Source organism: Leucobacter japonicus (genome assembly GCF_001273855.1).
Classification (GTDB): Bacteria; Actinomycetota; Actinomycetes; order Actinomycetales; family Microbacteriaceae; genus Leucobacter; species Leucobacter japonicus.
The window spans coordinates 1-14723 of sequence record NZ_JHBX01000111.1; the positions used below are offsets into that span (position 1 = coordinate 1).

Annotated in this window: 7 protein-coding genes and 3 rRNA genes; 1 reads left to right on the forward strand and 9 read right to left on the reverse strand. The window is 63.3% G+C overall.

Annotated features, from left to right (window positions below; all coding sequences use genetic code 11):
• Positions 1-9: 9 nt before the first annotated feature.
• The 6 genes from rrf to AMS67_RS11960 form a co-directional block, all read right to left on the reverse strand.
• Positions 10-126, reverse strand: a 5S ribosomal RNA gene (gene rrf, locus AMS67_RS11935).
• 123 nt (positions 127-249) lie between these two features.
• Positions 250-3350, reverse strand: a 23S ribosomal RNA gene (locus tag AMS67_RS11940).
• Positions 3351-3825: 475 nt separating this feature from the next.
• A 16S ribosomal RNA gene (locus AMS67_RS11945) occupies positions 3826-5351 on the reverse strand.
• Together the 16S, 23S and 5S rRNA genes form the textbook arrangement of a ribosomal RNA operon.
• Positions 5352-5968: 617 nt before the next feature.
• Positions 5969-6955 (reverse strand): C-terminal binding protein, encoded by a 987-nt coding sequence (locus tag AMS67_RS11950; RefSeq protein WP_053387603.1) that lies wholly within the window; start codon positions 6953-6955, stop codon positions 5969-5971.
• Positions 6952-8736: a thiamine pyrophosphate-binding protein gene (locus tag AMS67_RS11955; RefSeq protein WP_053387604.1), complete on the reverse strand. Its 1785-nt coding sequence runs from the start codon at positions 8734-8736 to the stop codon at positions 6952-6954. Before AMS67_RS11955 ends, AMS67_RS11950 begins: the two co-directional genes overlap by 4 nt.
• A gap of 101 nt (positions 8737-8837) precedes the next feature.
• Entirely contained in the window at positions 8838-10349 is a 1512-nt protein-coding gene (locus tag AMS67_RS11960) for a sodium:solute symporter family protein (RefSeq protein WP_053387605.1), read from the reverse strand.
• Between the two features lie 151 nt (positions 10350-10500).
• Here AMS67_RS11960 and AMS67_RS11965 point away from each other — a divergent pair, with 151 nt between their 5' ends.
• A complete protein-coding gene (locus AMS67_RS11965; RefSeq protein ID WP_162230854.1) occupies positions 10501-12153 on the forward strand; it encodes a PucR family transcriptional regulator in 1653 nt (550 codons plus the stop codon).
• Positions 12154-12171: 18 nt separating this feature from the next.
• Here AMS67_RS11965 and AMS67_RS11970 read toward each other — a convergent pair whose 3' ends face one another.
• Genes AMS67_RS11970 through AMS67_RS11980 form a run of 3 tightly spaced genes read right to left on the reverse strand, consistent with a single transcriptional unit; the run spans position 12172 to position 14689 of the window.
• The gene (locus AMS67_RS11970) at positions 12172-12831 is read right to left on the reverse strand and encodes a cyclase family protein (RefSeq protein ID WP_075201369.1); all 660 of its coding nucleotides are present in this window, start codon (positions 12829-12831) and stop codon (positions 12172-12174) included.
• A 2-nt stretch (positions 12832-12833) separates the two neighbouring features.
• Positions 12834-14258 carry a purine-cytosine permease family protein gene (locus tag AMS67_RS11975; protein WP_053353961.1) on the reverse strand — a complete coding sequence of 475 codons (1425 nt, stop codon included), beginning with the start codon at positions 14256-14258 and terminating at the stop codon, positions 12834-12836.
• 2 nt (positions 14259-14260) lie between these two features.
• A complete protein-coding gene (locus AMS67_RS11980; protein ID WP_053387607.1) occupies positions 14261-14689 on the reverse strand; it encodes a YybH family protein in 429 nt (142 codons plus the stop codon).
• Between the last annotated feature and the right edge of the window lie 34 nt (positions 14690-14723).

Below are 14723 nucleotides of genomic sequence, written 5' to 3' on the forward strand. Positions count from 1 at the left end.
GTAAAAGGTGTCCGGCGGTGTCCTACTCTCCCACAAGGTCCCCCTTGCAGTACCATCGGCGCTGTCAGTCTTAGCTTCCGGGTTCGGAATGTGACCGGGCGTTTCCCTGACGCTATGGCCGCCGTAACTCTATTCACATATGACCACACCCCACGCTCTGGGGGTGTGTGGCCGTACGTCTAGAACCACAAAGTGGACGCTTACATCGTTACTGAAGATACTCATGCCCCAACCCCAAAGGGTTAGGAAGAAATCAAGTCATCGGCTTATTAGTACCAGTCAGCTCCACAAGTTACCCTGCTTCCACATCTGGCCTATCAACCCAGTCATCTACTGGGAGCCTCACCACCACAAGGGTGACGGAGATCTCATCTCGAGGCCGGCTTCCCGCTTAGATGCTTTCAGCGGTTATCCATCCCGAACGTAGCCAACCAGCCATGCCCTTGGCAGAACAACTGGCACACCAGAGGTCCGTCCAACCCGGTCCTCTCGTACTAGGGTCAGATCCTCTCAAATCTCCAACGCGCGCAGAGGATAGGGACCGAACTGTCTCACGACGTTCTAAACCCAGCTCGCGTACCGCTTTAATGGGCGAACAGCCCAACCCTTGGGACCAACTCCAGCCCCAGGATGCGACGAGCCGACATCGAGGTGCCAAACCATGCCGTCGATATGGACTCTTGGGCAAGATCAGCCTGTTATCCCCGAGGTACCTTTTATCCGTTGAGCGACAGCGCTTCCACAAGCCACTGCCGGATCACTAGTCCCGACTTTCGTCCCTGCTCGACCTGTCAGTCTCACAGTCAAGCTCCCTTGTGCACTTACACTCGCCACCTGATTGCCAACCAGGTTGAGGGAACCTTTGGGCGCCTCCGTTACTTTTTGGGAGGCAACCGCCCCAGTTAAACTACCCACCAGGCACTGTCCCAGAACCCGATCAGGGTCCGTAGTTAGATGTCCAATATGACCAGAGTGGTATTTCAACAACGACTCCACCCAAACTAGCGTCTGAGCTTCACAGTCTCCCACCTATCCTACACAAGCCACACCGAACACCAATACCAAGCTGTAGTAAAGGTCACGGGGTCTTTCCGTCCTTCTGCGCGTAACGAGCATCTTTACTCGTACTGCAATTTCGCCGAGTTCACGGTGGAGACAGCTGGGAAGTCGTTACGCCATTCGTGCAGGTCGGAACTTACCCGACAAGGAATTTCGCTACCTTAGGATGGTTATAGTTACCACCGCCGTTTACTGGGGCTTAAATTCAAAGCTTCGACCAAGGTCTAACCTCTCCTCTTAACCTTCCAGCACCGGGCAGGCGTCAGTCCGTATACATCCACTTGCGTGTTGGCACGGACCTGTGTTTTTAGTAAACAGTCGCTTCCCACTGGTCTCTGCGGCCACCACACCCTTTCCGGAGTAAATCCGTATAAGTGGGTGGCCCCCCTTCTCCCGAAGTTACGGGGGCATTTTGCCGAGTTCCTTCACCATGATTATCTCGATCTCCTGAGTATTCTCTACCTGACCACCTGAGTCGGTTTGGGGTACGGGCAACAGCAAACCTCACGTCGATGCTTTTCTTGGCAGCATAGGATCACCTGCTTCCCCAAACGGGTCCGCATCATGTCTCACCCAAAGCCGAAAACTGTTCATAATCGACGGGCTACACATTTACACCGGGACAACCATCGCCCGGCACAGGCTACCTTCCTGCGTCACACCTCACGCTCACCACCCCAGTTCGGGTTCGCAACCGCCACCCCACATCACCCGAAGGATCCATGAAGTATTGGATAGCTGAGCACTACTGGTTAGGTCTTTGACGGTTTACCGCCGGTACGGGAATATCAACCCGTTGTCCATCGACTACGCCTGTCGGCCTCGCCTTAGGTCCCGACTTACCCAGGGCAGATTAGCTTGACCCTGGAACCCTTGGTCTTCCGGAGGACGGGTTTCTCACCCGTCTTTCGCTACTCATGCCTGCATTCTCACTCGTGTGGCATCCACGACTGGTTCACACCGCCGCTTCACTCGCCACACGACGCTCTCCTACCCATCCATACGGCTGGACCACGAAGGCCTACCTGTTATATGAATGCCACAACTTCGGTGGCGTGCTTGAGCCCCGTTACATTGTCGGCGCGGAATCACTTGACCAGTGAGCTATTACGCACTCTTTCAAGGGTGGCTGCTTCTAAGCCAACCTCCTGGTTGTCACAGCAACTCCACATCCTTTTCCACTTAGCACGCGCTTTGGGACCTTAGTTGGTGATCTGGGTTGTTTCCCTCTCGACAATGAAGCTTATCCCCCACTGTCTCACTGCTGCGCTCTCACTTACCGGCATTCGGAGTTTAGCTGACGTCAGTAACCTTGTAGGGCCCATCGGCCATCCAGTAGCTCTACCTCCGGCAAGAAACACGCAACGCTGCACCTAAATGCATTTCGGAGAGAACCAGCTATCACGAAGTTTGATTGGCCTTTCACCCCTATCCACAGCTCATCCCCTCAGTTTTCAACCTAAGTGGGTTCGGTCCTCCACGACGTCTTACCGTCGCTTCAACCTGGCCATGGATAGATCACTTCGCTTCGGGTCTAGGACATGCGACTGAATCGCCCTATTCAGACTCGCTTTCGCTACGGCTACCCCACACGGGTTAACCTCGCCACATATCGCTAACTCGCAGGCTCATTCTTCAAAAGGCACGCTGTCACACCTACAAGGGTGCTCCAACGGATTGTAAGCAAACGGTTTCAGGTACTATTTCACTCCCCTCCCGGGGTACTTTTCACCTTTCCCTCACGGTACTAGTCCGCTATCGGTCATCTGGAAGTATTTAGGCTTATCAGGTGGTCCTGACAGATTCACACGGGATTTCTCGGGCCCCGTGCTACTTGGGATACACACCACGCGGTAAAACCATTTCGGATACGGGACTCTCACCCACTCCGGCCGCCCATTCCAAGGCGTTCTCCTATAGCTTCACTCTCACGTCCGAAGCTCAGCAGCGCTCCGAGGCATGTCCCACAACCCCGACCATGCAACCCCTGCCAGGTATCACACATGATCGGTTTAGCCTGATCCGGTTTCGCTCGCCACTACTCCCGGAATCACTGTTGTTTTCTCTTCCTGTGGGTACTGAGATGTTTCACTTCCCCACGTTCCCTCTACCCGCCCTATATATTCAGGCGGGAGTCACCAGGTACGCACGCGCCCTGGCGGGGTTTCCCCATTCGGAAATCCTCGGATCACAGCCCGTTTATCGGCTCCTCGAGGCTTATCGCAGATTACTACGTCCTTCTTCGGCTCCAGATGCCAAGGCATCCACCGTTTGCTCTTTGAGACTTGAAATCACATAAGTATTCAGAACCACACACCCACCACCCAAACTCGAAAGCCTGAACAGTCATGGTGTGTGACCAATGAAATTATTAGTATCAGCAGCACCAAACCACCACACACACCCCGAAAGGCACGTCCTGATGCTTTGACACTGCAAGATGCTCGCGTCCACTGTGTAGTTCTCAACGTACGGTCGATCCCACCCCCACAAGCAACATGTCTTGTGACAGCGGGTCAAGGATCCAGTCCACCACACACTCGGTGCGGCCGGCTGGTCTCCCAGGACCCAATAGTATGCACTCTTTACGCAAACCCAACCACTCACCCACGCTTTCCAGTAGGCCGCCGAAACGACCCACGTACTCACACAGACGAGCACTCAAGTTCACTTGTCGTATGTTCCACCCATGAGCTGTGTGCGTCACACGTTCGGTGACGATCACACATTCTCTGCACCAACCACTGGTTGGTGAGTGCTCCTTAGAAAGGAGGTGATCCAGCCGCACCTTCCGGTACGGCTACCTTGTTACGACTTAGTCCTAATCACCAGTCCCACCTTCGACGGCTCCCTCCACAAGGGTTAGGCCACCGGCTTCGGGTGTTACCGACTTTCATGACTTGACGGGCGGTGTGTACAAGGCCCGGGAACGTATTCACCGCAGCGTTGCTGATCTGCGATTACTAGCGACTCCGACTTCATGGGGTCGAGTTGCAGACCCCAATCCGAACTGAGACCGACTTTTTGGGATTCGCTCCACCTCGCGGTATCGCAGCCCTTTGTATCGGCCATTGTAGCATGCGTGAAGCCCAAGACATAAGGGGCATGATGATTTGACGTCATCCCCACCTTCCTCCGTGTTGACCACGGCAGTATCCCATGAGTTCCCACCATAACGTGCTGGCAACATAGGACGAGGGTTGCGCTCGTTGCCGGACTTAACCGAACATCTCACGACACGAGCTGACGACAACCATGCACCACCTGTTTACGAGTGTCCAAAGAGTTGACGATCTCTCGCCCGTTCTCGTATATGTCAAGCCTTGGTAAGGTTCTTCGCGTTGCATCGAATTAATCCGCATGCTCCGCCGCTTGTGCGGGCCCCCGTCAATTCCTTTGAGTTTTAGCCTTGCGGCCGTACTCCCCAGGCGGGGAACTTAATGCGTTAGCTACGACACAGAACCCGTGGAACAGGCCCTACATCTAGTTCCCAACGTTTACGGCATGGACTACCAGGGTATCTAATCCTGTTCGCTCCCCATGCTTTCGCTCCTCAGCGTCAGTTACGGCCCAGAGATCTGCCTTCGCCATCGGTGTTCCTCCTGATATCTGCGCATTCCACCGCTACACCAGGAATTCCAATCTCCCCTACCGCACTCTAGCTTGCCCGTACCCACTGCAGGCTGGAGGTTGAGCCTCCAGTTTTCACAGCAGACGCGACAAGCCGCCTACGAGCTCTTTACGCCCAATAATTCCGGACAACGCTTGCACCCTACGTATTACCGCGGCTGCTGGCACGTAGTTAGCCGGTGCTTTTTCTGCAGGTACCGTCACTTGCGCTTCTTCCCTACTAAAAGAGGTTTACAACCCGAAGGCCGTCATCCCTCACGCGGCGTTGCTGCATCAGGCTTGCGCCCATTGTGCAATATTCCCCACTGCTGCCTCCCGTAGGAGTCTGGGCCGTGTCTCAGTCCCAGTGTGGCCGGTCACCCTCTCAGGCCGGCTACCCGTCGTCGCCATGGTGAGCCATTACCTCACCATCTAGCTGATAGGCCGCGAGTCCATCCCGAACCAAAATTCTTTCCACCTACACACCATGCGGTGATAGGACATATCCAGTATTAGACGCCGTTTCCAGCGCTTATCCCAGAGTTCGGGGCAGGTTACTCACGTGTTACTCACCCGTTCGCCACTCATCCACCCCCAGCAAGCTGGGAGCTTCAGCGTTCGACTTGCATGTGTTAAGCACGCCGCCAGCGTTCGTCCTGAGCCAGGATCAAACTCTCCGTAAAAAACGATTGTCACAAGCTCCCGGGGAAAAACCGGAAACCGCAACGAGTTCAATCAGGCAACAGAACCATCAATACTGACGATTCTTGTTATCCAAAAAAGGAATCTCCCACACCCACAAAAAGTGAATGTCGGGGATTGTTAAATAATTGGCATATGACAATTAAAAGTGCACACTATTGAGTTCTCAAAGACCAGACACCACCCGTCACCCCCAACCAAGAGAGCTCCGAACAGCAACCTGTCTAACTTACCACATGAACTGTGGTGAGAAGCGCATGAAGAAGAACCGGACCGTTTCAGTCCGGCTTCGTCGCGCTGACAAGGGAATAGATTACGTGGATCCCACACCCCCAGCAACACGAGCCCACATCCCGGGCGTGTTGCCGCACGAAACCGCCAATTCATGTTCCCGACAACCCCACGACACCCACCCCCACACCCGGCCACCACACCCCCCAAACCCGCAAAAACCAGGCACACGAGCCCAAAGACAGCGTTTCCCGGGCGCGCCGCACACCCGAAACCGACGCACCAAGCCCACGAACGCACGAAACGGGCGCCGCTTCCCTGGTCTGGAAAGCGACGCCCGTTCATTCGCACTCGCGAAGAGGTGTGTCTATAGCAGCGCGACTCCACGCTCGCCTGCCACGACGGCGCGCGGCAGTGTGCCCGTGCTGAGCCACTCCACGATCGCCCGGGCCGGGTCCAGCGTGTAGTGCTCGAGTGATCCGTCGGAGAGGAATGCCACGTGCGGCGTCACCAGCACGCGCGGGTCGTCACGCAGCGGGTGATCCGCCACCGGGGGCTCCCCGTCGAGCACGTCGAGCGCGGCGCCACGCAGGGTTCCGGCATCGAGGGCGGCCCGCAGCGCAGCACTGTCGACGAGCTCACCGCGCGACACATTGATCAGGCTCGCGCCCGGGCGCATCGCCGCGAACGCATCGGCGCCGATCGCTCCCTCGGTCTCGGGCGCCAGCGGAAGGTGGAGCGACAGCACGTCGGCGCGCGCCAGGAGTGATTCGCGGTCGACCAGTTCGACGAGCCCGTCGCCCTCAGCGACGAAGGGATCGTGTGCGATCACCGCTCCGAAGGTGGGGGCTGCAATCTCGGCGAGGCGGCGGGCAATGCGCCCGTACCCGAACAAACCGAGCGTCAATCCGCTCAAGCGCCGCGGCACCGCAGCGACGTCTTCCGTCCACCCGCCGGCGGCAGTCACCGCCCAGCTCTCGCGCAACCCGCGCTCGAGCGCCAGCATCAGCGACAGCGCGTGGGCAGCCACCTCTTCTGTCGCGGCATCCACGAGGTTCACGACCCAGATGCCCCGGTCGCGCGCGGCTTCAAGGTCGACCATGTCGACTCCGGCACTCATCGTCGCGATGCAGCGCACCTGCGGCAGATGATCCAGCACCTCTGCATCGATGCGCGCATAGCCGACCACCAGCGCGACGGCTGCTTCTGCCCCGGCGGGGAATTCACGCGTCATGCCTGGTGCTGCCGGCAGATCGAGCAGCATGGTCGCGGCGCCGGCCCGCTCGAGCAGTGCACGCCCGGGTTCCGGATCAAGATCGGTGGTGTCAGTGAAGACGACGAGTGGGCGGGTCACTCCCCCGCTCCCGTCAGGCGATCGAGGTGGGTCGGCGCGAACAGTTCGAGCACGGCCGGCAGCACGACGACGCGGGGGCCGCCGGCTGCGAGTGCGCGCGCGACGGCATCCGGTGCGTCGGCGAGCGAGGTCAGCTCGGCGGGGATGCCGAACGATTCCGCGAGTGCGACGTAATCGGGGCGGGCGAGTTCGGTCGCCGTCGCGGTGCCGAACGCACCCTCCATGTACTCGCGGAGCACGCCGTATCCGCCGTCGTCAACGATCAGCCACACGACCGGCAACTGGTGCTGCGCGGCGACCGCGAGCTCGGCGATGCCGTAGAGCGCACCGCCATCGCCCGAGACGGCGAGCACGGACGGGGCTTCGGATCCGGCTACCACTCGGCGACCGAACGCCGCGCCGAGTGCGGCCGGGTACCCGTAGCCGAGGCCGCCGGCGCCCTGAGCCGACGCGAACTCCAGCCCGCGCGGGTCCCAGGCCGACCAGCCCCAGTAGGCGAGGATCGTCATGTCCCAGTACACCGGGGTCGAGGCGGGCACGGCCTCGCGCAGCCCACGGACCAGCGCGAGTTCGGAGTCGAGTCCCTGGCTCTCCACGCGGGTGAGTACCGTCTCAAGCAGCGTGCGCACCGCTGCGACCGCTGCCTCGCGGCGCGGCGCGGTCGACGCGCGCCCGGAGCCCGCGATCACGCTATCAAGCTGCGCGAGGGCGAGCTTCGCGTCCGCGTGCACCCCGATGCCGGGGTGGTTCGAACCGAGCTTGCCGAGGTCGGCCTCGATCTGCACCACGCGGCCGCGCGGCGCGAAGGTGTGGTAGTTGCTCGACAGCTCGCCGACGCCGCTGCCGACGATGAGCAGCGCATCAGCCGATTCGAGGAACTCGGTCGTCGCGATGTCTTCGATCCAGGAGCGCGCGGAGAGCGGATGCTCCCAGGCGATCGCACTCTTGCCGCCGATCGTGGTCACCACGGGAGCGTCCAGCCGCTCCGCGAGTGCGACGAGCTCGGCTTCGGCCCCGGCGCGCACCACGCCGCCGCCCGCGAAGATGACGGGACGCTCGGCCGCGGCGAGCACGTCAGCCGCAAGGGCGATCGCTTCGTGCAGCGGTGCGAGCGGTGCCGCGGCGGCGGTCACGGGGGCCGCGATGATCTCGGGGACGCGGCCATCGGCCGGCTCGAGCAGGATGTCTTGCGGCACCTCGACGAGCACCGGGCCGCGCGGAGCGGTATCGGCAATGCGCCAGGCGTTCGCGATCGCGGTCGGGATCTGGCTCATTGAGCGCACGGTCACCACGTGCTTCACGACACCACGGAACGAATCGGACTGCTGCGGCAGCTCATGCAGGTAGCCGTGGCGTCCGCCGCCGAGACCGGCCACCGGGATCTGCGCGCTGATCGCGAGCACCGGGATCGAGGATGCGGCGGCCTCCTGGAGAGCCGCGAGCGAGGTCAGGGCGCCCGGGCCGGTCGAGAGGAGCAGCGGGGCGACGTCGCCCGTGACGCGGGCGAGACCGTCGGCCATGAAGCCCGCATTGTTCTCGACGCGGGCGCTGAGATATGCAAGGTCGGATCGGCGCAGCGCGTCGAAGAGGCCGAGCGCGTGCTGCCCGGGGAGGCCGACGATGCCGCGCGCGCCGAGGGCGCGGAGCGTCTCGAGCACGACGTCGCCGCCGATGCGGCGGCCGTCGTCGCCAGCGGGCGAGGCAGCGCCAGGCGAAGCTGCAGCCGGGGCCGCGGCGGTGGGTGAAACGTCAGCGGGCACGCCCGGCGATTCGATGGTCATCTATTCCTCCTGAAAGGGGTCGATGGCACTCGTTGCGCGGGCGTGCCCTCCGTGTCCGGGTCGGCGAGGTGCCGGCCCGGGGAATTCGGGTGCGAGTCGGGTCAGCGGGTCTGCTGCACCTCGTCGTACACGACGTCGTTGACCGCGGTGCGGTCGTCGAGGCTCAGTCGCATCGTCCACTCATCGAGAATGGGCGCGGGCGTCGGCTTGGTCACCAGGCTGACGATCACGTACGTGAGCAGGCTCGCGATGAGGCTGTAGTAGATGGGCTCGTTCGCGAGAATGCCCCAGATGGCCATTGAGACGATCACGACGATCGTGCCGACGAGCATGCTGCTCACGGCGCCGATGCGGGTGCCGCGCTTCCAGAACAGGCCGCCGATGATCGCGACCCCGAGGCCGCCCACGAGAATGTCGTACGCGACGGTGAGCGCTGCGACCACATCCGTGACGATCGTCGCGATGAACATCGTGATACCCGCCAAGATGAAGATGGTGACGCGGTAACCGAGCAGGCTCTCGCCCCCGACGTGGCCGTCGTGCATTTCGACGCGCGCCGTCTTCACCCCGAAGATGCGCTTGATCGCGGGCAGGAGGTCGGTCGAGAACACCGTCGCCGAGGCGATGAGCGCACCGCTCGCGGTCGACATCATGGCCGAGAGTGCCGCAGCGAGCACGATGCCGCGCACGCCCGGGGGCAGCATCTCCTGCGCCATGAAGGCGAAGGCGTCGTTGCGGTTCTCCATCTCGGGGAAGAGCACGCGGGCGGCGATGCCGATGAGTGCACCGGCGAACGCGTAGAGCAGGCAGTACACACCCGAAGTGATGCCGCCCCACTTCGCGACTCGCGGAGTGCGCGCGGTCACCACGCGCTGCCAGATGTCTTGCCCGATCAGCAGACCGAGCGTGTAGACGATCACGTAGGTGACGATGGTCATGCCGCCGATCGACCACGGCGAGAAGAACGAGTCGCCGAGGCGCTCGCGGATGCCGCCCCAACCGCCGGCCTGATCGGACGCCGTCATGAGCGCGATCGGGAGGAGCAGCAGGAACATGCCGACGGTCTTGATGACGAACTGCACGACGTCGGTCATGGTGATCGACCACATGCCGCCCATGATCGAGTAGATCGCGACGATCGTGCCGCCGATGACGACGCCCCACAGGTTCGAGATACCGAAGAGCACGTGGAAGATCGTGGCGTACGCCAGCGTCGAGGTCACCGTGAGCATCAGCGTGTACAGGAACATCACGATGCCCGAGATGAGCCCGTTCGAGCCGCCGTAGCGCAGGTCGAGCATCTCGGTCACCGTGTAGACCTTGAGCTTCACGATGCGCTTGGCCAGGAAGGCGCTGAGCACGAGGATGCCGAGACCGATGCAGGTGACGAGCCAGGCACCCGAGAGGCCGTACTCCCACCCGAGGCCGATGCCGCCGACGGTCGATGCGCCGCCGAGCACGATCGCCGACATGGCACCCGAGTACATGAAGCCGCCGAGGCGACGTCCGGCGACGAGGTAGTCGCTCTTCGACTTCGAGCGGCGCATGCCCCAGTACCCGACGCCGAGAATTCCGACGAGGTAGACGGCCATGACGATGTAGTCCAGGACCACAGTGTCCTCCTAGTGGGAACGGATGGTGCAGCGCCGCTTCCCACACTCAGCGACACTGATTTTGTACGCTGAACGCTACCTGGGAAACACGCGTGCGTCTCGGGCGAATCATCCCGAATACACGAAACCCGGGATGCTCTATCCTGGCTTCATGGAATTCGAACCCGAATCGGTGGCCGCGCAGGCCACGGTGCCGCTCTCGACCCTGCTCGATGCCCCGGCATTCGAAGCCAGTCTGCGGTCGCCGGCTCCTGAATCGCTGGCGCAGGATCCCGCAGCCCTCGACCGCGTGCGCGCCACGGAGGTGTCGGCCTCGATCGTCATCGACCTCGCCGACCCGAGTCGCTACGTCACGCGGGGGGACCTGCTCCTCATCACCGGGCTCGGCCTCCCCGAGCACCCCGCCGCCATCGACGCCTACGTCGAGGGTCTGCGCGAGGGCGGCGTCGCCGCGCTCGTCTTCGGCGTCGAACCGGTCTATGACGCGGTTCCCGAGGCCCTCGTCGAGGCCTGCCGTCGCCAGTTGTTCCCGCTCATCGAGCTGCCTCCGCACGTGCATTTCGCGCCGATCACGATGCACCTGAACCGTGCGCTCGAGACCGAGCGCACCCGCACGCTCGAGGTCATGAACACGTTCGCACGACGAGTGACCGAGGCGGCGCTGCAGCACGGACCCGCGCAGCGCATCACCTCCGTGCTCGCGCAGAGCGGTGAGGGGTGGGCGCTGCTGCAGATCGATGAAGACACGTACACCGGAGGGCCAGTGCCGGAGGCGCTCGACATCGATTCCCTGCTCGCCGATGTCGCGACCCGATTCGACGCGCAGGGACGCGCGCGCGGTGCCGTGCCGACCGCATTCACCACGGTGGAGGCCGCCGGCGAGCGGTACGAGGTCACCGCGCACCGCATCACACCGACCCGCACCCGAGCCGGAATCGTCGCACCCTCGGCGGTGCTGCTGCTCGGCCGGGCCCCGCGACTCACGAGCACCGACCGCACGGCACTCCTGCTCGCCGCGAACCTCATCGGGCTCGTGGTGCAGCTTCCCGTGGAGCAGTCGATGGCGGTGGACCAGTTGCTCATGCATCTGATGGTCGACGCGAGCCAGCGACGGGGCGGCGGGGGCGAACGCGATCGCTTCGCCCGACTCGTCGCGAATTCGTTCGGCGGGGGCGCGCGCACCGTGCACGGGCTGGTCGCGATTCGGGATCCGCAGCACCCGCGAGACCAACGCGGTTCAGACGAAACCTACTCGTCAGACGCCGGTTGGCTGCGGCGACTGCTGCATACGCCGTTCGTCGAGCACCGCGCGCGCCGCATCCGCGCGTTCGTGTCGCGGCCACCGTCGGCTGCCGACTTCGCGCAGGCATCTGCGCTCGGCTGGCTCTTCGCGGTGAGCCGGCCCCACGAGCTCGACGAGCTGCAAGAGGCGATGCTCGAAGCGGAAGAGCTGGGCCGCGCCGCACGGCATCTGGGCCGGCACCTGAACGACGGCGATACCGAATCCGCGGCCGAGGTCTGGCCGACCAGCGCGATCGCCGATCCGAGCGTGGCTCGCGTCGTTGCCGGTCGGTGGCTCGCCCCGCTCGATGACGCGGCGTTCACCGAGCATCGCACGGCGCTCGCGGAGTGGCTGCGCCAGCACGGATCCTGGGATCGTACGGCACGGGAGACCGGGCTGCACCGCAACACGGTGCGCCGGCTCATCGCCGAGTCGGCGAAACAGCTCGGACGCGATCTCGATGATCCTGTCGAGCGGGCGCGGATGCTGCTCGCATTCACTGCACTCGACGCGAGCAGCTGAAATCCGAGCCGCCTGCCGCTACTCCACGAACGCCACGGCGCGAATGGGCGAGCCGTCTCCCGCCGCGATGCGCAACGGGAGCAGCGCTACGTCGACCAGCTGCGGCAGCTCCGTGAGCCGGGCGAGATTCTCGACGATGACGCCGTCGCCGCCGAGCCAGAACTCGTGCACGGGCATGCCGCTCGCGTCGGAGTCGGCCAGCACCGCGCCCGTCGGGTCGGGGCTGAGCACATCGATACCGAGCACACGTGCGCCGCGTTGCCAGAGCAGCTCGGCGAGTTCCAGCCCCACTGCTGGATGGTGCAGTGCGTCGGGCGAGCCGAACCGCGTGTCCCAGCCCGTCGCGATGCAGACGATCGCGGGCAGGCGATCCGGCACCCCGCCCGCGATGCGATCGATGCCGAGCACCTCTCCCGGCCGCGCCGGTTCGGGTCCGACCACGAGCACCCGTGCCTGGCCAGTGAGCCGCTCGAGCGGAATGCGGTCGACCGTGCGGCCGCCGACGATCGAGTGCGCGGGTGCATCGAGATGGGTGCCCGCGTGCGAACCGAGATCGAGGTGCGCGACGGCGACGCCGTCGATCTCGACCGTGAGTGCCGGCTCCACCGTCACCTCCGGATCGCCCGGATAGACGGGCATGCCGGAGAGGATCGGGTGGCTGAGATCGACGGCGCGCACGGTCAGTGCTCCAGGCGCAGCGCCGCAGTCTCGTCGGCGCCGTCGAGCAGGTGCCCCGTGCGCATACGGTCGCGCGGGTCGATGAGCCCGAGCGCACCCCCGCGACCGATGCCGAGCATGAGCCCGAGGTAGAGTGCGAAGCTGATGACGAACGCCGGAATGTTCGCACCGATCGGGCTCGGGGCGACGTACGACAGCACGTACGACAGCACCGCGCCGACCACCCAGACGATCACGGCGATCCAGTTCACGCCGCCGCGGTACCAGTACCGGCTCTCCGGGCGCTCGTGCAAGATCTGGCGCGAGTAGCCGCGCCGCTTGAGCAGGTAGTAGTCGGCGATCATGATCGCGAACACCGGCACGAAGAACGCGCTGATGATGAAGAGGAAATCGGTGAACTGGTTCAGCAGCCCGAGGAACGTGGATCCGATCACCGAGATGATGCCCAGCACGATCGCGGTCGGCAGGAACTTCAGGTGCCACTTCGACTGCGCGTTCACGACCGAGGTCACCATGCCGAAGACGACCATGGTGTTGGTCGCCATCACCGACAGGAAGATCGCGATGCCGAGCGGCCACCCGAACTCGGCGACGATCACCGACGGATCGAACGGCGTGGCCTCGTGCCCGCGCAGCAGCACCGCACTGAACGCGACCAGCCCGAGGAACATCGCGATGCTCGTCGAGAGCGTGTAGCCGATACCCGATCCGACGATGCCCGCGGTGCTGCTCTTCGCGTGCCGGTTCATGTCGGCGGAGAGCACGGTCCACGAGATCGCCGTGGCGATCACCATGTCGAGCGTGATGAAGGGGGTGCCGCCGAGCGAGGCGTCGACCGGCATCGCAGCGAACTCCCCGGGGCTGAACGCGCTGAAGGCCGCAGCGAAGACAAAGCCCATGACGATGAGGATCGCCAGCGCGAGCCAGGGCTCGACGCGCGAGATGCCGGTGTGCCCGAAGATCGCGAGCACGACGACGATCGCCTGGCAGATCGCGGAGAACAGCATCGGGTTCGAGAAGCCCGTCGCCTCGTGCACCAGATAGTTCACGGTGACACCGGCGAGCATCGCCTGCACCCAGCTCCACCCCATGAGAATGATGAGGTTCGCAACCGCCGGCAGGATGCTGCCGCGGATGCCGAACGACCCGCGCGTAAGCGCCATCGTCGGCAGACCGGTGCGGGTGCCCATGTTGCCGACGAGCACCAGCACGAGCACGCCGATGAGTGTGCCCACCACGATCATGGCGCTCGCCGTGCCGAACGAGACGGCCGGGGTGAACAGGGTGCCGGTGAGCAGTGTCGTGACGACGAGGTTCGCCGCCAGCCAGATCATGCCGATGTGCAGCAGCGACTGGGTGCCGCGGACGGGGCCCGCGGAATCATGCTGGCCGTCGAGATTGACGGCCATGGTCTCGGGACTGGTCATGATCAGAGCGCCGTATCGACGGGAGCGGGAGCATCGGGCACCGTCGAGAGGTGCTCGTGCACCGCGACAAGTCCGTCGGGCTGGTCGCTTTCGGCTCGGAAGATGATGCTCTCGCGCTCGACGTACGAGTCGGGGCCGTCAGCCGAATCGATGCTCGTGGCGACCGTGTGGCTGAAAATCGCGCCGCCCGGGAAGGTCTGCACCAGGCGATCGGTCGAGCTGCACGAGGTGACGCGCCAGCCGGAGGCGACCCACCCGGCCCACAGCGCTTCGTACTCAGCGCGCGAGTTCAGGCGCGACGCCTCAGGGTGGAAGATGAAGCTCGCGTCGTCGGCGAAGCCTGCGAAATAGGCCTCGGTGTCCGTGGCGGCGAAGGCCTCGATGATGGCGTCGGCGGCGGCGAGAACGGCTGCCTGATCCGGGGTGTGCATGGGGTGCCTCCGTTGGCGAGGTGAATCGGGGTGG